At 71.7% G+C, this 20,377-nt stretch carries 18 protein-coding genes and 1 tRNA gene; 11 read left to right on the forward strand and 8 right to left on the reverse strand.

Going from position 1 to position 20,377, the window contains the following annotated elements; translation table 11 throughout:
• Positions 1 to 21: 21 nt before the first annotated feature.
• The 3 genes from OG349_RS27100 (at position 22) to OG349_RS27110 (ending at position 2,607) form a co-directional block, all read left to right on the forward strand.
• Positions 22 to 1,674: a DEAD/DEAH box helicase gene (locus OG349_RS27100; RefSeq protein WP_327237075.1), complete on the forward strand. Its 1,653-nt coding sequence runs from the start codon at positions 22 to 24 to the stop codon at positions 1,672 to 1,674.
• 214 nt (positions 1,675 to 1,888) lie between these two features.
• A complete protein-coding gene (locus OG349_RS27105) occupies positions 1,889 to 2,278 on the forward strand; it encodes a ribonuclease domain-containing protein (RefSeq protein WP_327237076.1) in 390 nt (129 codons plus the stop codon).
• Between the two features lie 26 nt (positions 2,279 to 2,304).
• Positions 2,305 to 2,607: a barstar family protein gene (locus tag OG349_RS27110; RefSeq protein ID WP_327237077.1), complete on the forward strand. Its 303-nt coding sequence runs from the start codon at positions 2,305 to 2,307 to the stop codon at positions 2,605 to 2,607.
• Between the two features lie 19 nt (positions 2,608 to 2,626).
• Here the strand turns inward: OG349_RS27110 and OG349_RS27115 are convergent, their stop codons facing one another.
• The 4 genes from OG349_RS27115 to OG349_RS27130 form a co-directional block, all read right to left on the reverse strand.
• Positions 2,627 to 2,992: a winged helix-turn-helix transcriptional regulator gene (locus OG349_RS27115; protein ID WP_327237078.1), complete on the reverse strand. Its 366-nt coding sequence runs from the start codon at positions 2,990 to 2,992 to the stop codon at positions 2,627 to 2,629.
• Positions 2,989 to 3,579 carry an NADPH-dependent FMN reductase gene (locus tag OG349_RS27120; protein ID WP_327237079.1) on the reverse strand — a complete coding sequence of 197 codons (591 nt, stop codon included), beginning with the start codon at positions 3,577 to 3,579 and terminating at the stop codon, positions 2,989 to 2,991. The genes OG349_RS27115 and OG349_RS27120 overlap by 4 nt, the downstream gene beginning before the upstream one ends.
• A 110-nt stretch (positions 3,580 to 3,689) precedes the next feature.
• Entirely contained in the window at positions 3,690 to 5,219 is a 1,530-nt protein-coding gene (locus OG349_RS27125; protein ID WP_327237080.1) for an ankyrin repeat domain-containing protein, read from the reverse strand.
• Between the two features lie 99 nt (positions 5,220 to 5,318).
• Positions 5,319 to 6,221 carry a hypothetical protein gene (locus tag OG349_RS27130; RefSeq protein ID WP_327237081.1) on the reverse strand — a complete coding sequence of 301 codons (903 nt, stop codon included), beginning with the start codon at positions 6,219 to 6,221 and terminating at the stop codon, positions 5,319 to 5,321.
• Between the two features lie 300 nt (positions 6,222 to 6,521).
• Here OG349_RS27130 and OG349_RS27135 point away from each other — a divergent pair, with 300 nt between their 5' ends.
• The 5 genes from OG349_RS27135 (at position 6,522) to OG349_RS27155 (ending at position 13,467) form a co-directional block, all read left to right on the forward strand.
• Positions 6,522 to 7,346 carry a S1 family peptidase gene (locus tag OG349_RS27135; RefSeq protein ID WP_327237082.1) on the forward strand — a complete coding sequence of 275 codons (825 nt, stop codon included), beginning with the start codon at positions 6,522 to 6,524 and terminating at the stop codon, positions 7,344 to 7,346.
• A gap of 167 nt (positions 7,347 to 7,513) precedes the next feature.
• Entirely contained in the window at positions 7,514 to 7,858 is a 345-nt protein-coding gene (locus OG349_RS27140) for a chorismate mutase (protein ID WP_327237083.1), read from the forward strand.
• 130 nt (positions 7,859 to 7,988) lie between these two features.
• Positions 7,989 to 10,490 (forward strand): aminopeptidase N, encoded by a 2,502-nt coding sequence (gene pepN / locus OG349_RS27145; RefSeq protein WP_327237084.1) that lies wholly within the window; start codon positions 7,989 to 7,991, stop codon positions 10,488 to 10,490.
• 164 nt (positions 10,491 to 10,654) lie between these two features.
• A complete protein-coding gene (locus OG349_RS27150; RefSeq protein WP_327238743.1) occupies positions 10,655 to 12,061 on the forward strand; it encodes a pyridoxal phosphate-dependent decarboxylase family protein in 1,407 nt (468 codons plus the stop codon).
• A complete protein-coding gene (locus OG349_RS27155) occupies positions 12,058 to 13,467 on the forward strand; it encodes a lysine N(6)-hydroxylase/L-ornithine N(5)-oxygenase family protein (protein ID WP_327237085.1) in 1,410 nt (469 codons plus the stop codon). Before OG349_RS27150 ends, OG349_RS27155 begins: the two co-directional genes overlap by 4 nt.
• Positions 13,468 to 13,488: 21 nt before the next feature.
• Here the strand turns inward: OG349_RS27155 and OG349_RS27160 are convergent, their stop codons facing one another.
• Entirely contained in the window at positions 13,489 to 15,300 is a 1,812-nt protein-coding gene (locus OG349_RS27160) for a bifunctional metallophosphatase/5'-nucleotidase (RefSeq protein ID WP_327237086.1), read from the reverse strand.
• 137 nt (positions 15,301 to 15,437) lie between these two features.
• Between OG349_RS27160 and OG349_RS27165 the strand changes: the two genes are divergently transcribed.
• Together OG349_RS27165 and pyk are read left to right on the forward strand one after the other, a co-directional pair.
• Complete coding sequence (locus OG349_RS27165; RefSeq protein ID WP_327237087.1) at positions 15,438 to 16,190, forward strand: SIMPL domain-containing protein; 753 nt, start codon at positions 15,438 to 15,440, stop codon at positions 16,188 to 16,190.
• Positions 16,191 to 16,206: 16 nt separating this feature from the next.
• Positions 16,207 to 17,646, forward strand: coding sequence for a pyruvate kinase (gene pyk / locus OG349_RS27170; RefSeq protein WP_327237088.1), 1,440 nt, complete (start codon positions 16,207 to 16,209; stop codon positions 17,644 to 17,646).
• A 158-nt stretch (positions 17,647 to 17,804) separates the two neighbouring features.
• On the opposite strand, the gene OG349_RS27175 is transcribed toward pyk, so the two are convergent.
• Positions 17,805 to 17,888, reverse strand: a tRNA-Leu gene (locus OG349_RS27175).
• 104 nt (positions 17,889 to 17,992) lie between these two features.
• Between OG349_RS27175 and OG349_RS27180 the strand changes: the two genes are divergently transcribed.
• Positions 17,993 to 18,649, forward strand: coding sequence for an ANTAR domain-containing response regulator (locus OG349_RS27180; protein WP_327237089.1), 657 nt, complete (start codon positions 17,993 to 17,995; stop codon positions 18,647 to 18,649).
• A gap of 82 nt (positions 18,650 to 18,731) precedes the next feature.
• On the opposite strand, the gene OG349_RS27185 is transcribed toward OG349_RS27180, so the two are convergent.
• Positions 18,732 to 19,448 carry an ABC transporter ATP-binding protein gene (locus OG349_RS27185; RefSeq protein WP_327237090.1) on the reverse strand — a complete coding sequence of 239 codons (717 nt, stop codon included), beginning with the start codon at positions 19,446 to 19,448 and terminating at the stop codon, positions 18,732 to 18,734.
• Positions 19,448 to 20,374, reverse strand: coding sequence for an ABC transporter ATP-binding protein (locus tag OG349_RS27190; RefSeq protein WP_327237091.1), 927 nt, complete (start codon positions 20,372 to 20,374; stop codon positions 19,448 to 19,450). Before OG349_RS27190 ends, OG349_RS27185 begins: the two co-directional genes overlap by 1 nt.
• Between the last annotated feature and the right edge of the window lie 3 nt (positions 20,375 to 20,377).

The raw sequence follows: 20,377 nt of genomic DNA on the forward strand, positions 1-20,377 counted from the left end.
GGCCCAGGAAGGCTTTACTGAATGACTCGCCCCGAGCGGCAGGACCGTGCTGCCAGACCTGCCGGCAAACGCCCGGTGAATTCACGTGGACAAGGCTCCGCGCGCGGTGCGGCGAAGGCCCCGGCCCGCCGCACCCCCGCCCGCCCCCAGGAATTCACTCTGCCGGAGACCCTTACCCCCGCACTGCCTGCCGTCGAGGCGTTCGACGAGCTCGACATGCCCGCCGGGCTGCTCAAGACCCTCACCGCCCAGGGCGTGACGGAACCGTTCCCGATCCAGGGCGCGACCCTGCCCAATTCCCTCGCGGGCCGTGACATCCTCGGCCGCGGACGGACCGGGTCCGGCAAGACCCTCGCCTTCGGACTCGCGCTCCTCGCCCGCCTCGCGGGCCGCCACGCCGAGCCCAAGGCCCCCCTCGCCATGGTCCTCGTACCCACGCGTGAGCTGGCCCAGCAGGTGACCGACGCGCTCACCCCGTACGCCACCGCCGTGAACCTGAAGATGGCCACGGTCGTCGGCGGCATGTCGATCACCAAGCAGTCCGGACAGCTGCGGCGCGGCGCCGAGGTGCTCGTCGCCACCCCCGGCCGGCTCAAGGACCTGATCGAGCGCGGCGACTGCCGGCTCGACCAGGTGGACATCACCGTCCTCGACGAGGCCGACCAGATGGCCGACATGGGGTTCATGCCCCAGGTCACCGCCCTGCTCAAGCAGGTGCGGCCCGACGGCCAGCGCATGCTGTTCTCCGCGACGCTGGACAAGAACATCGACCGGCTCGTACGGCAGTACCTGACCGACCCCGTCGTGCACTCCGTCGACCCCTCGCAGGGCGCGGTCACCACGATGGAGCACCACGTGCTGTACGTCCTGGACGAGACGGACAAGAAGGCCGTCACGACCAGGATCGCGGCCCGCGACGGCCGGGTGCTGCTCTTCCTGGACACCAAGCGCTCCGTGGACCGGCTGGTCAAGCGCCTGCTGGCCAGCGGCGTACGGGCGGCAGGGCTGCACGGCGGCCGTTCGCAGCCGCAGCGCAACCGCACGCTCGACCAGTTCAAGACCGGTCAGGTCACCGCCCTCGTGGCGACCAACGTGGCGGCCCGCGGCATCCACGTCGACGACCTCGACCTCGTCGTGAACGTCGACCCGCCCGTCGACCACAAGGACTACCTGCACCGCGGCGGACGCACCGCCCGCGCGGGGGAGTCCGGCAGCGTCGTGACGCTCGTCCTGCCCGAGCAGCGGCGGGAGATGACCCGGCTGATGTCCGACGCGGGCATCGACCCCAAGTCGGCCAGGATCAAGTCCACCGACGAGGAGCTGGCGCAGCTCACCGGCGCGCGGGAACCCTCCGGGGTGGCCGTCGTCATAGAGGTGCCCCAGCCGGTGGTCCAGCAGAAGCAGAAGCCGCGCACCGCACGCCCCGCACGGTCGGGGTCGCGGGGTGCCGGACGTACCACCGCCGGGGGCGGCGCCCGCGCCGCCGCGGGCGGCACCGGAGGCGCGCGTACGGGCGCCGGCGGCGGGGGTGCCGGAAGCGGCGCCCGCACCGGCGGAGGCGCCAGGACCGGCGGCGGTACGGGCGCGGGGGCCGGCAACGGCGGCCGTGGCCGGCGCGGCCGGGGTGGCGGCGGAGCGGGCGGCGAGGGCGGCGGTCGCCGCACGGCTGCCTGATCCCCCCCACACACAGCACGACATACGTACGCCCGGCAGTGCTCACGCGCCGCCGGGCGTACGTGTGTCCGGGACCTTGCGTCCGCCGTGCGTGACGCGGGTGGCTCCTGAGACGGTACGAATGGGTTCCGGGCGGTGAACGTCCTGGAAATTCGGGCGGGTTGGGGGGACGCGGTCTTGACGTGTACACATCTACGCGCGTCATCATGGGGGCATGCGAATTCCCCCACGTATCGCCGCCCTGGGCTCCGTCGTAGCCCTCGCCTCCACCCTCCTGGTCGGCACCGCCGCCCTCACCGCGTCCGCGGCGCCCAGCGCCGTCGGCAGCATCTGCTACGGCAGCCTGCCGTCGCAGGCCCGTACGACCCTCAGCCTCATCGCCCGTGGCGGGCCGTTCCCGTACTCCCAGGACGGTGCCGTCTTCCAGAACCGCGAGCGTCTGCTCCCCCTCCAGGCGTCCAGCTACTACCACGAGTACACCGTCGTGACCCCCGGCTCCTCCGACCGGGGTGCCCGCCGCATCGTCACCGGCAAGAAGGTCGACGAGGACTACTACACGTCCAACCACTACGCCTCGTTCTCGCTCGTCAACTACGGCTGCTGACACCGCTGGAAGGTAACCTCCGTCCCATGACCGTGACTTATGTGATCGACGGGGCGGAGGTCACCGGCCTGGACAGCTTCTGGCGGGTGATCGGCGCCGCCGTGAACGGACCCGGCGGGTACTTCGGGAGCAATCTCGACGCGCTCGTGGACTGCCTGCGCGGTGGGTTCGGCACACCCGACGACCGTGACTTCGCCTTCGAGTGGCGCGCGCACGACGTCTCGCGCGCGCGGCTGGACGAGGCGGCCGCCGGTACGGGGCGCTCGGTCTTCGGTGAACTCGCCGAGATCATCGAGGAGGGCGCGCCGGGAGGGCTGCGGCTTCTCTGACACGCCCGCTGATGCGCCGTCAGGCCTGGCGGCCTCGGGTCGTGTTCTTGCCCGCTTCCGTGCCGTCCGGCAGCGGGATCCACTTGTGCGACCAGGCGATGACCGACTCCAGCACCGGTTCCAGTTCGCGTCCCCTCTGCGTGAGGTGGTACTCGACCTGGACCGGTGTGGTGGCCAGCACCCGGCGCTCGATCAGCTCGTCCTCCTGGAGCGCGCGCAGCCGCTGCGCCAGCATGGTGTCGCTGACGCCCGGGATCGCCGCCTTGATCTGCCCGTACCGGTGCTGCCCGGTGAACAGGGCGCGCAGGACCGCGCCGGTCCACCGGGTGCCGATCAGCTCGATCGCCGTGTGGAAGCGCGTGCACACCGGGTGGACGCCGGTCATGGCTTCACGGCCGCCGGCTGGGGCGCGCGCAGCGGGCGCAGCGCCTCACTGACCCGCTTGAGCTCGTCGAACATCGCCTTCGCCGACCCGGTCATGGCGTCGTTGGCCGCCAGGCCCCCGTCCTCGGTGAGGAACTGGTGGGCGAAGGGGATGGCGACCGCCTCGAACAGCGGGGTCATCCGGAGCGTGGTGACGACCTGCTTGATCATCTGGGCCGCCCGGGTGCCCGCGGCGACGCCGCCGTAGCTGACGAGGCCGACCGGCTTGTGGTGCCACTCGTTGTGCAGGTAGTCGAGGGCGTTCTTCAGCTCCGCGTTGTAGCCGTAGTTGTACTCCGGCATGACGAACACGAAGGCGTCGCCCTCGGCGATCTTGGCGCTCCAGTCGCGGGTGTGCTGGTGGGTGTACTGCCCCAGCCGCGGGTGGTGCGGTTCGTTCATGAACGGCAGGTTCACCTCGGCGAGGTCTATCAGCTCGATGTCCTCGAAACCACCGTGCTCGCGCGCTTCCGCGTCGACCCACTGCCCGATGGTCAGGCCGATCCGGCCGGGCCTGGTGCTCGCCACGATGATCTTCAGGTGCGCCACTGCTGTCTCCTTGTGAGGGGGCCGGCCGTCAGGGGGTGACCGGCACTGAGGAGACTACGGATTTCTTAGTCGATAAGCAAAGCTTAGTGTCGGGGTAGGTGCGTCTCCCGTCAGTGGCGCCGGGGGAGTGTCCGTTCCAGGCGCCGCCGCTCCGGCCCCTCCGGTACGTACCGCACCGCGTCCAGAGCCGTCCGGCGCGCGCCGCCGCCCGCGTCCTCGTCCGCCAGGATCCGTGCCAACGCCTCGACGGCGCGCGGGTCCTGACGTACCGCCAGACCGTGCGCCGCCTCGGCGACCGTGTCCGTCTCCGTGTCCGCCAGCCGGGCCGCCAGCGCCTCCCGCAGGGCGGGTGTGTGGTCCGCCACACCCGCCAGGGCCCGGACCGCCGCCTTCCGTACGGAGGCGTCCGTGTCGCCGCTCAGCAGGACAAGCGCCCACACCGCGTCCCGATGGCCGTCCGGTACGAGCCCGGTCAGGGCCGACGCCGCCCGCCGCCGTACCTCCGCGTCCTGGTGGCCCGTGTGGCGCAGGATCTCCGGCAGCGCGTCTGGATCACCCTGGTGCCCGAGCCCCGTCACGACCGCGCGGACCAGCTCCGTCTCCGTCGCCCCGCGTGACAGCTCCCGCAGCAGCGGGACCACCCGGGGGGTGAACCGGTCCGCGCCTCCCGCCACGTCGGCGCCCGCCCCGCCCAGCCCCGCCAGGACGTCCGCCCCGAACGCCTGCCGCAGCGGATCGTCGCCCGCGCACCACGCGGACGCCGCCAGAAACGTTTCCTCATCGCCGCGCCGCCACAGCGCCGCCGCCGCTTCCGTCCAGTCGTCCCGGCCGGGGTCCCCGCAGCGCAGCGCCCGGCCCGCCAGCTCCTCGTACGGTGTGACGATCCCCAGTTCGGCCTCCAGGAGCGTGGCGACGGCGGCGTGCCCCGTCTGCTGCTCCTGGCCCGCCACCGGCACGCCGTCGCGCAGCAGTTCGACCACCACGGTCTCGGAGCCGTCCTCCGTGATCCGGCGCACCACGCTCTCGTATCCGTCGCCGTACGCGCGCAGCAGCCCGTCGCGCACCTCCCGCTCCACGTCGAGCGCCGTCCAGCGGCGCGCCTCGGCGAGGGCCGCGTCCTGTACGCCCGCTTCCTGGGCGCCCGCGCCGTACCGCAGCAGGACCCGGGTGGTCGAGGGGGAGCCGCGGCGGGCCGCGAGGACCAGCGGCGGTTCGTCGCCGGGGCCCGGGAGATCCGGGTCCGCGCCGTGCTCCAACAGGGCCTCCGCCGTGTCGGGGAACCCCTGGACGGCGGTCCAGGCGAGGGCGGTGAAGCCGAACGCCTCCCGCCGGTCGGGCCGCGCGCCCCCGGCGAGCAGCGCCCGTACCACCTCGGTGTGCCCGCCGCAGGCCGCGCCGCACAGGGGCAGGTCCCCGCCGTCGGGGCCGCTGCCGCGCTCCGGGTCGGCGCCGGCGGTGAGGAGCAGCCGTACCAGGCCCGGTTCGTCGCTGACGGCCGCGAGATAGAGGGCGCTCATGCCGTCCCCGTCGGCCGCCTCGGCGGGTACGCCCGCGCGCAGCAGACGGACGACGGTGTCGTCCGCGCCGCCGATCACCGCCTCGAACAGGCCAGGAGCACCCGCCGTCGGCTCATTCGTCATCCTTCGACCCTACGTGCGGCGCCTGTGCGGGCATCCCGGGGCCACCGGACCGGCCTGGGCCTGGGGCCTGTCAGGTGTCGCACTCCAGGACCGTCCCGCTCAGGTGTCGCACTCCAGGACCGTCCCGCACAGCCCGCAGCGGGCCCTGACCCGCCCCCGGACCGGGACCCGGATGCGCTGGTGGCAGGTCGGGCAGGGGAACGACACCCGCAGCCCGCCGGGGAGGTGCTCGAAGGCGTACGGCAGCGCGGGGTCGGGGGCGCCCTCCGCGCGGCCGGGATGGTCGAGCGCGTACCGCCGCTCCTTCGCGTACCGGTGGCGGCCCAGCCGGCCGGCCGTGGTCAGCGGCGGCTGCTGCTCGTCGCGCAGGGCCTGCGCGCGGCCCTTCGCGTACGACGTGTACCCCTGCGGGCTGGTGAACCAGATCCGGGGGTCCTCGTCGAAGACGAGCGCGCGCTTGGCGAGGACGTAACCGAACTCCTCGGGGGTCAGATAGCCGAGCTTCTGGCTGGAGTCGCGGTCCTCGCGGTACGCGTCGAGCAACAGCCAGCCCGCGCCGAGATAGGTGGTCGCGGTGTCGGTGAGGATCTCGTTGTCGCGGGTGCCGGGGAAGCTCAGCCCCAGCCGGTGCAGCAGGACGTGCGTGATCTCGTGGGCGAGCGCGGCGCCGATGTCCCTGCGGTGGGTGCGGAAGCGGTTGTTGAGCTCGACGAAGTACTCGGGTCCCGCGGTCAGTTCGACGCTCGCCGCGTGCTCCATGTCGCGGAAGCTGACGATCACGCGCGCGTCGGGCAGCCGGAGTTGCTGGACCAGCGCGTGGGCGACCCGCTGGGTGCCCAGGTGGAGGTCGTCCTGGTCGGAGAAGGCGACGTCGGCCGGGGCGACGCTCGGCGCGTACCTGCGGACGCCCTCGGGGGAGAGCCGCCGGTAGAGCGCGGTGATCGCGGCGCGCGCGGTATCCAGGTGCGGATAGCCGTGCGTGACCTCGGTTCCGTGTACCACGTCCGTACCCCCCTGCAAGGACGGTCCTCCGCGATCCACTGTACGGCGGCGGTCCGGTGCGCGGCCGCGCGGCCCGCGGTGGTACGGCCCGCCGGGGTACGGCGACGGCGCGGCGCGGGGCCGCCGTACCGGCCCGTGTCCACCGTCCGGTGAGCGGACGGCGACCGGTGTGCGCCCCCCGTCCGTGGCCGGATCCGGGTTCTTGTGGCGCGGTGGGCGCGCTCCCCATAATCCGGATCACGCTTTGTCGGGCTCATGTCAGCCCGCTCTCCCGTTTCTCCCCCCACGAAGGGCAGATCCATGAACCAGCTCGTGCGTGCCTTCAAGAGATGCGCCGCCGCCGGTGCCGTCATCCTCGCGGCCGTCAGCCTCCAGCCCTCCTCCGCCTCCGCGTCGCCCCTGCCGGCCCCGGAGGCCCGTACCGCGGCCGTCGCGGCCGTCGCGCCCCCCGTCGTCGGCGGCACCCGCGCCGCACAGGGCGAATTCCCCTTCATGGTCCGGCTCTCCATGGGCTGTGGCGGCGCGCTGTACTCCCCGACCATCGTCCTCACCGCCGCGCACTGCGTGAGCGGCTCGGGCAACAACACCAGCATCACCGCCACCGCCGGTGTCGTCGACCTGAACAGCACCAGCGCGATCAAGGTCAGGTCCACCAAGGTCCTCCAGGCCCCCGGTTACAACGGCGCGGGCAAGGACTGGGCGCTGATCAAGCTCGCCTCCGCGATCAACCTGCCGACCCTCAAGATCGCCACGACCACGCAGTACAACACCGGCAACTTCACCATCGCGGGCTGGGGCGGGGCGACCGAGGGCGGCGCCCAGCAGCGCTACCTCCTCAAGGCGACCGTCCCGTTCGTCTCCGACTCCGTGTGCAACGGGCCGTCCTCGTACGACGGTGACGTCATAGCCTCTCAGGAGATCTGCGCCGGCTTCGCCCAGGGCGGCACCGACACCTGCCAGGGCGACTCGGGCGGCCCCATGTTCCGCAAGGACAACGCGGGCGCCTTTGTCCAGGTCGGCATCGTCAGCTGGGGCAACGGCTGCGCGCGGCCGAACTACTACGGCGTGTACACCGAGGTCTCCACCTTCGCCTCCGCGATCGCCTCGGCGGCGGCCGGTCTCTGACCCCGCCCCCCGGGCCGGTCTCCGACCCGGCCCCGCGGGCGGACAGCCGTAATCCACGGAAACGCCCCAGCCACCCCGCGCGCGCCGGGATCCCGTATCCCGCACACCACCCCGGCGCGCGCGGGCCGGGTCCGCGCCCCGTGCCGGACGGTCTAAGCTCCGACACCATGACCACGAGCAACACCGGCGTCGACGAGACCGTACGCGCCGAACTGAACCGCCTCCGCGAGAGCATCGACAACATCGACGCGGCCGTCGTCCACATGCTGGCCGAGCGCTTCAAGTGCACCCAGCAGGTCGGTGTCCTCAAGGCCGAGCATCATCTCCCACCGGCCGACCCGGCCCGCGAGTCCCGCCAGATCACCCGGCTGCGGCAGCTGGCGGAGAGCGCGCGCCTGGACCCGGCCTTCGCCGAGAAGCTCCTGAACTTCATCATCGCCGAGGTGATCCGCCACCACGAGACGATCGCCGATGAGGTGACGCAGACGGCCTCGGGCGGCGACGTGGAGTGACGGCGAGGGGCGGCCCGCCGGGCGGGACCCCGTCCGGAGCGCCACCCGTACCCCCGCCGCCCCGCCCCATCGCCCACAGCGCAACGCACCCCGGTGCGCGGGCCGGGGGCGATCCGGCACCATGTCCCCCATGTCCGTACTGACGCGCGACGAAGCGCAGACCCGAGCCCAGTTCCTCGATGTGCACCGGTACACGATCGCTCTCGATCTCACCACCGGCGAGGACACCTTCGACTCCCGCACCGTCATCCACTTCACGGCGCGGGCGGCCGGGGACACCTTCGTCGAGCTCAAGCCCGCCGCACTGCACTCCGCCACCCTCGACGGCACGGCCCTCGACCCCGCCGCGCTCGACGAGAACCGGCTCGCCCTCACCGGGCTCACCGCCGGGCCGCACGAACTGCGCATACACGCGGACATGCGGTACTCCCGCACCGGCGAGGGCATGCACCGCTTCACCGACCCCGCCGACGGCGAGACGTACACCTACACCCAGCTCTTCATGGACGACGTCCAGCGCGTCTTCGCCGCCTTCGACCAGCCCGACCTCAAATCCGTCTTCGAGCTGACCGTCACCGCGCCCGAGGAATGGACGGTCCTCGGCAACGGCGTCGCGGCACGGACCCCCGAAGGCCCCGCCGGACACTGGACGATCGCGCCCACCCCGCTCATCTCCACGTACCTCGTCGCCGTCGCCGCCGGCCCCTGGCACTCCGTGCGCACCGAACACGCCGGACTGCCCTTCGGCCTCCACTGCCGGCGCTCCCTCGGCCCCCACCTCGACACCGACGCCGACGAGATCCTCTCCATCACCCGCGCCTGCTTCGACCGCTACCACGAGAAGTTCGAGGAGCCGTACCCCTTCGACTCCTACGACCAGGCCTTCGTCCCGGAGTTCAACGCCGGCGCCATGGAGAACCCCGGACTCGTCACCTTCCGCGACGAGTTCGTCTACCGCTCCGCCGTCACCGACACCGAGCGCCAGACCCGCGCCATGGTCGTCGCCCACGAGATGGCCCACATGTGGTTCGGCGACCTCGTCACCCTCGCCTGGTGGGACGACATCTGGCTCAACGAGTCCTTCGCCGAGTACATGGGCTACCAGATCCTCACCGAGGCCACCCGGTTCACCGACACCTGGGTCGACTTCGGCATCGCGCGGAAGGCCTGGGGGTACGACGCCGACCAGCGCCCCTCCACCCACCCCGTCGCGCCCGACCCGGACGCCGTCCCCGACACCGCCTCCGCGCTCCTCAACTTCGACGGCATCTCCTACGCCAAGGGCGCCTCCGCCCTGCGCCAACTCGTCGCCTGGCTCGGCGACAAGGACTTCCTCGCCGGCATCAACGTCCACTTCGCCCGGCACAAGTTCGGCAACGCCACGCTCGCCGACTTCATCGACAACCTGGCGTCGGCCACCGAGCGCGACGTACACGCCTGGGCCGCGCGGTGGCTGCGCACCAGCGGCGTCGACACCCTCACCCCGCGCGTGACCACCGGCGACAACAGCTGGACCCTCGACGTCGTACGGGACGGCAGCAGGCCGCACCACATCTCCGTCGGTACGTACGACCTCGACGTCGTCGACCCGGCCAAGCTCGTCGCGCGCGAGCGCGTCGAACTCGACGTCCCCCTCACCGAGGCCCCCGTGGCCAGGCCCGGCCGCCGCCCCGCCCTCGTCGTCCTCAACGACGGCGACCTCACCTACGCCAAGGTCCGCCTCGACCCCGCCTCCTGGGACACCGCGCTGCGCGCCCTGTCCGGCGTCCCCGACGCCCTCACCCGCGCCGTCATCTGGAACGCCGCCCGCGACATGGTCCGCGACGGCGAACTCGCCCCCGCCGCCTACCTGGACGCCGCCCGCGCCCACCTGCCCCACGAGAGCGACCTCGCCCTCGTCCAGGGCGTCCTCGCCTTCGCCGCCGTCCAGATCACCGACCGCTACCTCTCCGACGAGGACCGGCGCGCCGCCCTCACCACCCTCACCGCGCTCTGCCGCGACCTCATCCGCCGCACCGAGGACGGCAGCAACCCGGGGCTGCGCCTCACCGCCGTACGCCACTTCATCGACGCCGCCACCCAGCCCGGCGCCCTCCAGGACTGGCTCGACTGCGGCAGCGTCCCCGGCGGACCCGAACTCGACCCCGAACTGCGCTGGCGCGTCCTCACCCGCCTCGCGGTCCTCGGCTCCGTGGACGAGGACGCCATCGCCGCCGAACTCGCCGACGACCCCAGCGCCACCGGCGAGGAGGGCGCGGCCCGTTGTCGCGCCGCCCTGCCCGACGCCGAGGCCAAGGCCGCCGCCTGGGCCCGGCTCTTCGCCACCGACGACCTGTCCAACTACCTGTTCGCCGCCACCGCGCAGGGCTTCTGGCAACCCGAACAGGCCGACCTCGTACGGGAGTACGTGCCCCGCTTCTACGCGGAGGCCGTCGCGCTCGCCGACCGGCGCGGGCCCGCCATGGCCGAAGCCGCGGGCCGCTACGGATTCCCCGTCCACGCCGTCGACGAGGAGGCGCTGCGCCTCGGCCAGGAGTGCCTGGACACCGCCGAGATGATCCCCGCCCTGCGCCGCAAGCTCGCCGACCAACTGGACGACCTCGGCCGGGCGCTCCGGGTACGGGGCGCCTGACCAAGGGGCGGTTGACCGCCCGAGGTCGCCTTGGACCGTCCGCCGGGCGGTCCAAGGCAACCCCACCCCGGCCGATACTCCTTACGGGTTCCGCTCGTTGTGCACCACGGGCACGCACGACCACCGAACCTGAAGGACCCCCTATGCGCACGCCACCCCCCGGCATCTCCCTCCCGCCCCTGGCAGGTGGCGAACACGGTTCCGACGCGCTGCGGCCCCTCCTCGCCACCGTCCTCGACGCCCTCCACGACGGCGCCGCCGAACGCGGCGGCCCCCTGCCCGCCGGCGGACCCGGCCGCGTCGCCGGCCGACTCCGTACCGCCGCCGAACCCGTCCTCCCCGACACCGGCGCGGGACCGGGCGAAGCCCTCCGTACCCTCGTCCACGCCCTCTCCCTGGGCGCCGCCGACCCCGCCCACCCCCACTGCGCCGCCCACCTGCACACCCCGCCGCTCGCGCTCGCCGTCGCCGCCGACCTCGCCGCGTCCGCCCTCAACCAGTCCATGGACTCCTGGGACCAGGCCCCCGCCGCCTCCGAACTCGAAGCGCTCGTCACACGCGCGCTCGCCGACGAGGTCTACCCCGGCAGCCCGGACCCCGACGAGGCCCACCCCCGAGGGACCGCCCCCGACGCCGTCCTCACCACCGGCGGCACCGAATCCAACCAACTCGCCCTGCTCCTCGCCCGGGAGCGGCACGGTCCTACCCTCCAGGTCGTCTGCGGAGCCCACACCCACCACTCCGTCCACCGCGCCGCCTGGCTCCTCGGCCTTCCCCGCCCCGTCACGATCCCCACCCCCGCGGGCATCCTCGATCCCGCCGCCCTCGACGCGGTCCTCACCGCCCTGCGCGGCCCCCTCCTCGTCGCCGCCACCGCCGGTACCACCGACACCGGCCGCATCGACCCCCTGGACGCCCTCGCCGACGTCTGCGACACCCACGGCGCCGCCCTCCACATCGACGCCTCCTACGGCGGCCCGCTCCTCTTCAGCCCCACCCACCGCCCCCTGCTCGACGGGCTCCACCGCGCCCACAGCGTCACCCTCGACCTCCACAAGCTCGGCTGGCAGCCCATCGCCGCCGGGCTCCTCGCCGTCCCCCGTACCGGCGACCTGGCCCCCCTGGCGCACACCGCCGACTACCTCAACGCCGACGACGACACCGAGGCAGGACTCCCCGACCTCCTCGGCCGCTCCCTCCGCACCACCCGGCGCCCCGACGTCCTCAAGATCGCCGTCACCCTCAAGGCGCTCGGCCGCGCGGGACTCGCCGCACTGGTCGACCGCGTCCTCTCCTCCGCCCGGCTCCTCGCCGACCTGGTCGAGGACCGGCCAGGCCTTGAGCTGTACGAACGGCCGGTCCTGACCACCGTGTTGTTCCGGCCCGCAAGCGCCTCCGACCACACCGTCGCCGCCGCCCGCCGCACCCTCCTCACCGAAGGCACCGCCGTCCTCGGCCGCGCCCGCGCCGGCGACCGCCTCTGGTTCAAGGCCACCCTGCTCAACCCCCACGCCACCCCCGGCGACCTCGACACCCTGCTCCGACTCGTGGAAGGCGGCACCCGCCGATGACCGACCGGCCCAACGATCTGGACGACCCCCACGACCTGGTGGGCATCGGCATCGGCCCGTTCAACCTCTCCCTCGCCGCGCTCGCCGACGGCATCCACGGCGGCCTCGCCGCCACCTTCTACGACCAGAGCCCCGCCTTCCGGTGGCACCCCGGCCTGCTCATCGACGGCACCACCCTCCAAGTCCCGTTCCTGGCCGACCTGGTGACCCTCGCCGATCCCGCCAGCCCCTGGTCCTTCCTCAGCTACCTGAGGGCCCGCGACCGGCTCTTCCCCTTCTACGTGGCCGAGCGCTTCCACATCCAGCGCGCCGAGTACGACGCGTACTGCCGCTGGGTCAGCGAACAACTCCCCGGGCTCCACTTCGGACATCAGGTCGACGCCGTCCGCTGGAACCCCGAACGCGCCCTGTTCGAGGTCGACTTCACCCAGCTCGACCGCGACGGCGAGGTCGAGGCCCTCGGCCGCGCGTACACCCGTAACGTCGTCCTCGGCATCGGCACCGAGCCCTACGTGCCCGAACCCCTCAAACCCCTCGCCGAGGCCCCCGCCGTCCCCGTCATCCACTCCGCCGACTACCTCGACCACCGCGCGCGCCTGCTCGCCGCCGGCCACATCACCGTCATCGGCTCGGGACAGTCCGGCGCGGAGATCTTCCTGGACCTGCTGCGCGCCCGCCCCGCCGGCGCCGAGAAACTCCACTGGCTCGCCCGCACCGAGGCGTTCGCCCCCATGGAGTACTCCAAGCTCGGCCTGGAACACTTCACCCCGGACTACACCCAGTACTTCCACGCCCTCCCCGAGCAGGTGCGCGACGACCTCGTCCCCCGCCAGTGGCAGCTCCACAAGGGCATCGACGCCGATACCATCGCCGCCATCCACGACGAGCTGTACCGGCGCACCCTCCACGGCGGCTGGCCGGACGCCGTCCTCACCCCCGGCGTCTCCGTCCGTACGGCGGGCCGCGTCGCCACCACCAAGGTCGAACTCCACCTGGAACACCGCCAGGAGGGCACCCGCTCCCGGCTCACCACCGACGCCGTGGTCCTCGCCACCGGCTACCGCGAACGCCCCTTCGACCGGATCCTCGCCGGTCTCGACCCGTACGTACGCCGCGACAGCTCCGAGCGCCCCCGTGTCGACGCACACCACCGGCTCGTCCTGGACCGCAGTGTCACCGGCTCCGTCTACGTACAGAACGCGGAACGCCACACCCACGGTGTCGGAGCCCCCGACCTCGGGCTCGCCGCCTGGCGCAGCGCCACCATCCTCAACCACCTGACCGGCACCGAGCCCTACCCGCTGCCCCGGCGCACCGCCTTCACCAGCTTCGGCCTCGACGGGCGGGACCGGACCCGCTCGGTGCCCGCACCGAGGAGTCTGGTCCCGCTCACCGAGGTCCGCTGAGGAAGCCCCGCCCGGCTGTGCCTAGAAGACCGGCACGCCGTCCCGCGTCAGCTTCCAGTCCACCGACGCGAACGACGTGGGATCGACCGTGCCCGCCGCCCGTACCCACTCGATGATCGTGTTACGGATCTCGTTCGAATTGGCCCACAGCTGCTGGGCGGCGGCCACGTGCGGGAAGTTCCCGCCGCCGCTCGCCCGGTAGTTGTTCACCGCCAGCACGAACTTCGCCGCCGGGTCCAGCGCCGCCCCGGCGAACCGGAGACCGACGATCCGCGAGCCCACCGGCTTCGCGATGTCGATCGCGTACGTCAGCCCCGACACCGCGTCGTAGTTGTAGTCGGGGGTGTTGGCGGCATTGGTCAGCTTCGACGTGTCCACCACCGCGCCGGCCGGCGTCTGGACGTAGTACTTCGCCGAGAACTCCAGGTACTCCTTGATCTGAGCACCCGTCAGGAGGCGGGCCTCCATGGTGTTCTCGAACGGGTAGAGACCCGCCGTGTCCTTGATGGTCACAGGACCGGCCGGGATCGCCGCCGTACGGGAGAAACACGACGCCTGCGACAGCACCGGCAGCGCCGCCCACTCGCCGCCCGCCAGGGCCGCCTTCACCGTCTCCGTCTGCACGTGGTTGATCAGGTCGATGATCGGCTCGTCCTTCCACGGCGCCTCCACCGTGGACATGGCCGCGACCGAGGTGCCGATCACCTGGTTCACGTACGCCACCACCTTGCGGTGCTCGTCCGCGAGCATGCCGGTGATCTTCCGGTCCTCCGCCACCGTGTTGGAGTTCAGGACCTTCGACGTGACCCGCTCCACCGACCAGCAGCCCCGCTCGCGCACCAGCTCGACGTCGAAGAGCGTCAGCCGCTGGCCCCACCGGAGAGGCTCGGAGAGGACAACCTCCTTACCGGTCTTCTTGTTGACGACCCGGCGCTCCGCGATCTCCTGGTGCGCGTGCCCGACCAGGATCGCGTCGATGCCCGGGACCTGCTCCGCCACGAGCGTCGCCGCGTTCTCCACGTACGGGACCTGGTCGCCGTACGACGACGAGCCGTCCGTACCCGAGTGCGCCGACACGATCACCACGTCCGCGCCCATGGACCGCAGCTTCGGCACCCACTTCGCCGCCTGCTCCTCCAGACCCGGGAACGTCATCTTCCCCTGGACGTTGGCCTTGTCCCAGATCGCGATCCCCGGATTGGTCAGCCCCAGGATCGCCACCTTCACGTCGTCGCCGGACGGCGTGCGCAGCTTCTTGATCACATACGGCGCGAAGGCCGGCTTCAGCGTCCTCGCGTCCAGCGCGTTCGCCCCGAGCAGCGGGAAGTCGCACTGCTCCTCGAACTTCCGCAGCACCGGGATGCCGTAGTTGAACTCATGGTTGCCGAGCGCCGCCGCGTCGTAGCCGATCGCGTTCATCGCCTGCGCCATCGGGTGCACCGGACCGCGCTTCGCGGTGATCGGGTCGACCTTGGCGTAGTAGTACGACAGCTGGGTGCCCTGGATCGTGTCACCCGCGTCGATGAGCAGCGTGTTGCGGCGGCCCTTCTCCGCGCGGACCTGGTCCACCAGCGTGGAGATCTTCGCCAGGCCGACGTCGTTGTGGGCGGAGTCGTCGTACTCCTTGTCCGTGAAGTAGTCCCAGTTGAAGACGTTCCCGTGCAGGTCCGTCGTCCCCATCACGGTGAGCGTGTACCGCTTCGGGGGCCGGCCGTGACCGTGGCCGTGGCCCTTCCCGGTCGCCTCCGCCGGTATCGCCGCGCCGCCCACCAGCGCCACACCGGCCCCGGCGGCGGCCGAGCGCTCCAGGAACGTCCTTCTGTCCAGCGGCATTTCTTCTCCCTCGATCCGAGGCACAACGTGTGCACAACGCGCGTAGATTCTGGCCCACGGGTGGGTGACCGCAACACCCCCGACGGGTTTCGATCAGATGACTGCGGCCTGTCGTACCCGGGTGCGAGAGTGTCCGTATGACCGACGACGTTCGTACGACCGACGACGCCCCCGCCTCAGCGGCCCCGCCCTACGGCACCCCCGAGACCCCGCGCGTCGCCGTGCGCGGCGAAGCGCGCCTCGAAGTCGACCCCGAGATCGCGCGGATCACCGTCACCGTCAACGCCCGCGGCACCGACCGGCGTGCCGCGCTGGACGACCTCACCCGGCGCAACGCGGACGTCCTCGCGCTCGTCAAGTCGTACGGCGACTCCGTCGAGAAGCTGGAGACGGGCTCCTTCTCCATCAGCCCCGAACTCACCCGGCACGGCCGGGGCGAACGCGTCCGCGCGTACCACGGCAGCGTGCACCTCACCGTCGAGCTCGCCGACTTCACCGCCCTCGGCGAACTCACCACGCGCCTCGCCGACCTCGACCTCACGCGCGTCGGCGGACCCTGGTGGTCCCTGCGCCCCGACTCGCCCGCCCACGGCGAGGCGCGCCGCCAGGCCGTACGGGAAGCGGTCCAGCGGGCCCGTGAGTACGCCGAGGCGCTCGGGGCGCGCCTCGCCGCGCTGGTCGAGCTGGCGGACCTGGGCGCGGAGAACGCGGGCGGGTACGCTCCGGCGCCCGGTCACGGCATGCAGCGGGCCGCGTACGGCGGGGCGGAATCCGCCGACCAGCCTCCCGTGCTCGATCTCGAACCCCAGCGGCAGACCGTCCACGCACAGGTGAACGCGCGTTTCACGATGACGCCGCCGGACCTGTCCTCCGCCCCTACCGGACGGTAAGTCGTACGCTCGAACTATGCGCCGAGCGAAAATCGTCTGCACACTGGGACCCGCCACGGACACGTACGACCAGGTCAAAGCCCTGGTCGAGGCCGGGATGGACGTCGCGCGCCTCAACCTCAGCCACGGGACGTACGCCGAGCACGAGGAGCGTCTGCGGCACGTACGGAAAGCCGGCGACGAGACCGGCCGCAGCATCGGCGTGCTCGCCGACCTCCAGGGCCCGAAGATCCGGCTGGGCGTGTTCCGCGACGGACCCGTACTGCTGGAACGGGGCGACGAGTTCACCCTCACCGTGGACCCGGTGGAGGGGGACCGCCACCTCTGCGGGACCACGTACGACGGACTGGCCGCGGACGTCGACTCCGGGGACCGCGTCCTCGTGGACGACGGCAAGGTGACCCTCGAAGTCACCTCCGTGGAAGGGCCCCGCGTCCACACCCTCGTCATCGAGGGGGGCGTGATCTCCGACCACAAGGGCATCAACCTCCCCGGCGTCGCCGTCTCCGTCCCCGCGCTCTCCGGCAAGGACGCGGACGACCTGCGCTGGGCGCTGCGCACCGGCGCGGACATGATCGCGCTGTCGTTCGTACGGAGCGGTCAGGACGTCGCCGAGGTGCACAGCATCATGGACGAGGAGGGCCGCCGGCTGCCCGTCGTCGCCAAGATCGAGAAGCCGCAGGCGGTCGAGGAGATCGAGGGCATCGTCGCCGCGTTCGACGGGATCATGGTCGCCCGTGGCGACCTGGGCGTCGAGATGCCGCTGGAGCAGGTCCCGCTCGTCCAGAAACGCGCGATCACCCTGGCCAAGCGCAACGCCAAGCCCGTCATCGTCGCGACCCAGATGCTCGAATCGATGATCGAGAACTCCCGGCCCACGCGGGCGGAGGCCTCCGACGTCGCCAACGCGGTGATCGACGGCACGGACGCGGTGATGCTGTCCGGCGAGACGAGCGTGGGCGCGTACCCCGTCGAGACGGTCAAGACGATGTCCCGCATCGTGGAGGCGGCGGAGGAGGACCTCCTGTCGAGGGGCCTGGCCGACATCCCCGCCCACAGCAAGCCCCGTACCCAGGGCGGCGCGGTGGCCCGCGCGGCGGCGGAGCTGGGCGACTTCCTGGGCGCGAAGTTCCTGATCGCCTTCACCGAGTCCGGCGACACGGTGAAACGCCTCTCCCGCTACCGCTCCCCGATCCCCCTCCTGGCCTTCACCCCCGTCCCGGCGACCCAGGCCCAGCTGAACTTCACGTGGGGCGTGGAGGCGTACCTGGCCCCGGAGGTCGACACGACGGACGAAATGGTCGCCCAGGTGGACGAACACCTGCTCCGGGTCGGCCGCTGCCAGAAGGGCGACCTGGTGGTCATCACGGCGGGCTCACCCCCCGGCATGCCGGGCGCGACCAACCTGGTCCGGGTCCACCACGTGGGCGAGGACGACAGCCCGAAGCAGGGCTGACCGGCCAGTACGTGGACCCGATGTGGCCGGCCTTCGTTCCATGGCGGGCGTCCGCGGTCCCGATGGACCGTCCTGCGCACGCTGTGTCATCACGCGTGACGCTGGGTGCAAAAAAGTGGATGTTCACGAGAACGTGAACATCCACTTCTGTGGAGCGGTACCCGGTGTGGGATTCGAACCCACATGCCCAAAGGGCACGGCATTTTGAGTGCCGCGAGTCTGACCAGTTCCTCCAACCGGGCAAGCAAGGAGAGCTGGCAGGAAGTGTACCGGTTCACCGGATCCCGCCGCTGCTAGGTAGGCTCATCACGAGCAGCAGCGCCCTGCCCCGCAACGAGGAGCCCCCGTGACCACCCCCGAGTCGCCCCAGCCCGACGATGACGACAAGTCGCACGTCCCGCCGCTGACGACGCGTGTCGTCATCGCCGAGGACGAGGCCCTGATCCGGCTCGACCTCAAGGAGATGCTCGAAGAAGAGGGGTACTCGGTCGTCGGTGAGGCCGGGGACGGGCAGACGGCCGTCGAGCTGGCCCGGGAGCACCGGCCCGATCTGGTGATCCTGGACGTGAAGATGCCCGTCCTGGACGGGATCTCCGCCGCCGAGAAGATCGCGGAGGAGTCCATCGCCCCCGTCCTGATGCTCACCGCCTTCTCGCAGCGCGACCTGGTCGAGCGGGCGCGGGACGCCGGGGCCATGGCGTACCTGGTGAAACCGTTCAGCAAGAGTGACGTCGTGCCGGCCATCGAGATGGCCGTGTCGCGCTTCACCGAGCTGCGCTCGCTGGAGGCGGAGGTCGCGGACCTCACCCAGCGGCTGGAGACCCGCAAGCTCGTGGACCGCGCGAAGAGCGTCTTGCAGACGCAGTACGGGCTGACCGAGCCCGCCGCGTTCCGCTGGATCCAGAAGACCTCGATGGACCGGCGGCTGTCGATGCAGCAGGTCGCCGAGGCGGTCATCCTGGACGCCGAGGAGAAGAAGGCCGCGAAGACCAAGGGGGAGTAGCCCCCGGGGGTGTGGGACACGGAGGAGGGCCCGGCGCTGTGAACCAGCTCCGGGCCCTCCTCCGTATCCGTACGGACACGCCCTAGTCCTCGCCCAGGTACGCCTTCCGCACCGACTCGTCGTGCAGCAGGTCACGTCCCGTGCCCGACAGCACCACCTTGCCGATCTCCATCACGTGCCCCTGGTCGGCGAGCGAGAGCGCGGCCTGCGCGTTCTGCTCGACCAGCAGGATCGTCGTGCCCTGGGCCTTCAGCTCGACGATCGTCGCCATGATCTTCTGCATCATGATGGGGGAGAGCCCCATGGAGGGCTCGTCCAGCATCAGCAGCTTCGGCTGGGACATCAGCGCGCGCCCCATCGCGAGCATCTGCTGCTCACCGCCGGACAGCGTGCCCGCCGCCTGCTTCCGCCGCTCCCCGAGGATGGGGAAGAGGTCGTAGGCGCGCTGGATGTCCTTGGCGATGCCGGCCCGGTCGTCCCGCAGGAACGCCCCGAGGCGCAGGTTGTCCTCGATCGACATGCGGGGGAAGATGTGCCGGCCCTCGGGGGAGTGCGCGAGTCCGAGGGCGACGATCTGGTGCGCCGGCACCTTCTTCAGCGACTTGCCGTTGAACTTGATCTGCCCGCCGACCGGCTTGAGCAGCCCGGAGAGGGTGCGCAGGGTCGTCGTCTTGCCGGCGCCGTTGGTGCCGATGAGGGTGACGACCTCGCCGGCCTCGACGCTGAACGAGATGCCCTTGACGGCCTCGATCTTGCCGTAGGCGACGCGCAGGTCCTCGACTTCGAGAAGTGCGGCCATCAGTCGTTCTCCTTGCTGGCGTCGCCGGTGGTGCCGGCGTGGTCGGCGGATCCGGTTCCGGCCGCTCCGGCCTCGGCGGCCGCCACCTCCGCCGCCTCCTCGTCGCCCGGGGCGCCCTCGAAGGGCTCCCCGAGGTAGGCGGCGATGACCCGTTCGTCGCCCTGCACGGTCTCGCTGTCGCCCTCGACGAGCTTCTCGCCCTGGACGAGGACGGCGACGCGGTCGCACAGGTTGAAGATGAAGCGCATGTCGTGCTCGATGACGAGGACGGCGATGCCCATGTCCCGGATGGCGAAGACGAGTTCCTCGGTGGTCCGGGTCTCCTGCGGGTTCATGCCGGCCGTGGGCTCGTCCAGGAGCAGCAGGCCGGGTTCGCTCGCGAGGGCCCGCGCGATCTCCAGCTTGCGCTGTTCGCCGTAGGGCAGGTTGCGGGCGAGGTGGTCGGCCTTGGCCTCCAGGCCGATGAACTCCAGGAGTTCCATCGCGCGTGCCTTGGAGGCGGCTTCGGCCCGGTGGAAGCCGGGGCCGCGCAGGAGCGCGGACCAGAGGCCTTCCTTCGTACGGGTGTGGCGGCCGACGAGCACGTTCTCCAGGACGGTCATGTTGCCGAAGAGGCGGATGTTCTGGAACGTACGGGCGACGCCGGCCGCGGTCACCTTGAAGGACTTGGACGGCAGGACCGTGCCCTTGTAGCGGACCTCTCCCTCGGTGGGGATGTAGAGGCCGGTGAGGCAGTTGAAGAAGGTAGTCTTGCCGGCGCCGTTGGGGCCGATGAGGCCGACGATCTCGCCCTTGTTGACGGTGAGGTCGACGGAGCGTACGGCGGTGAGGCCGCCGAATCGCATGGTGACGCCGCGGGCGTCGAGGACCACGTCGCCGGGCGCGGTGGCCGGGGCGGTGTCCTTCGTCGTGGTGTCGGTGGTCATGGA

It is taken from the genome of Streptomyces sp. NBC_01317, from assembly GCF_035961655.1.
Classification (GTDB): domain Bacteria; phylum Actinomycetota; class Actinomycetes; order Streptomycetales; family Streptomycetaceae; genus Streptomyces.

Bases quoted from the DNA above. Each gene is read 5' to 3' on its own strand.
- OG349_RS27160 (WP_327237086.1), bottom strand. From the start codon at position 15,300: ATGCCGCTGGACAGAAGGACGTTCCTGGAGCGCTCGGCCGCCGCCGGG.
- OG349_RS27110 (WP_327237077.1), top strand. From the start codon at position 2,305: ATGACCGTGACTTATGTGATCGACGGGGCGGAGGTCACCGGCCTGGAC.
- OG349_RS27115 (WP_327237078.1), bottom strand. From the start codon at position 2,992: ATGACCGGCGTCCACCCGGTGTGCACGCGCTTCCACACGGCGATCGAG.
- pyk (WP_327237088.1), top strand. From the start codon at position 16,207: ATGCGCCGAGCGAAAATCGTCTGCACACTGGGACCCGCCACGGACACG.
- OG349_RS27105 (WP_327237076.1), top strand. From the start codon at position 1,889: ATGCGAATTCCCCCACGTATCGCCGCCCTGGGCTCCGTCGTAGCCCTC.
- OG349_RS27100 (WP_327237075.1), top strand. From the start codon at position 22: ATGACTCGCCCCGAGCGGCAGGACCGTGCTGCCAGACCTGCCGGCAAA.
- OG349_RS27165 (WP_327237087.1), top strand. From the start codon at position 15,438: ATGACCGACGACGTTCGTACGACCGACGACGCCCCCGCCTCAGCGGCC.
- OG349_RS27185 (WP_327237090.1), bottom strand. From the start codon at position 19,448: ATGGCCGCACTTCTCGAAGTCGAGGACCTGCGCGTCGCCTACGGCAAG.
- OG349_RS27190 (WP_327237091.1), bottom strand. From the start codon at position 20,374: ATGACCACCGACACCACGACGAAGGACACCGCCCCGGCCACCGCGCCC.
- pepN (WP_327237084.1), top strand. From the start codon at position 7,989: ATGTCCGTACTGACGCGCGACGAAGCGCAGACCCGAGCCCAGTTCCTC.
- OG349_RS27125 (WP_327237080.1), bottom strand. From the start codon at position 5,219: ATGACGAATGAGCCGACGGCGGGTGCTCCTGGCCTGTTCGAGGCGGTG.
- OG349_RS27135 (WP_327237082.1), top strand. From the start codon at position 6,522: ATGAACCAGCTCGTGCGTGCCTTCAAGAGATGCGCCGCCGCCGGTGCC.
- OG349_RS27140 (WP_327237083.1), top strand. From the start codon at position 7,514: ATGACCACGAGCAACACCGGCGTCGACGAGACCGTACGCGCCGAACTG.
- OG349_RS27155 (WP_327237085.1), top strand. From the start codon at position 12,058: ATGACCGACCGGCCCAACGATCTGGACGACCCCCACGACCTGGTGGGC.